Raw genomic sequence first — 421 nt, 5'->3', positions numbered from 1 at the left:
ATCGAGCAGAGCTTGCAAGATCTGGCGCTGGAGTTGGGGCAGTCGATCGATCAGCAATCAGCCGCGCAGCTTTATCAAACGGCTAGCGACTTGCTTCATCAGACCGATTATGCGCCGCTGACCCTTGCCCGTGTTGCTGGAACGCTGCTGGTCTATCAGTTGCAGAAGACCGAAGCCGAAGAAGTGGAGTGGTTTAAGTCGCAAGTGGAGCAATGTACAAACGATGAAGATGTAGAGGAACTGATCGAGTCGCTGCACCGCATCGACGCCCTGTAAGCGCGATCGCAGCGCTCAGCACCGGGAAGCTCTAGCAAAAATGCAGAAATTTTATCTTTGCAGCCCGTTAAGCTAACGTTGAATCATAAGAATGCCGAGACTGCTGCGTTTGCGGACGATCGGTTAGTCGCTTGATCGATTAGAC

At 52.5% G+C, this 421-nt stretch carries 1 protein-coding gene; it reads left to right on the top strand.

Annotated elements, in window-relative coordinates:
- A partial coding sequence (locus tag D7Y13_RS43665) for a hypothetical protein (protein ID WP_208734692.1) occupies positions 1-276 on the top strand: 276 nt, incomplete at its 5' end.
- Positions 277-421: the final 145 nt, after the last annotated feature.

The sequence above is a fragment of the Corallococcus praedator genome (assembly GCF_003612125.1).
GTDB lineage: Bacteria > Myxococcota > Myxococcia > Myxococcales > Myxococcaceae > Corallococcus > Corallococcus praedator.
Note: the sequence above shows the minus strand (reverse complement) of the source record. Positions and strands in the feature narration are given on the sequence as shown.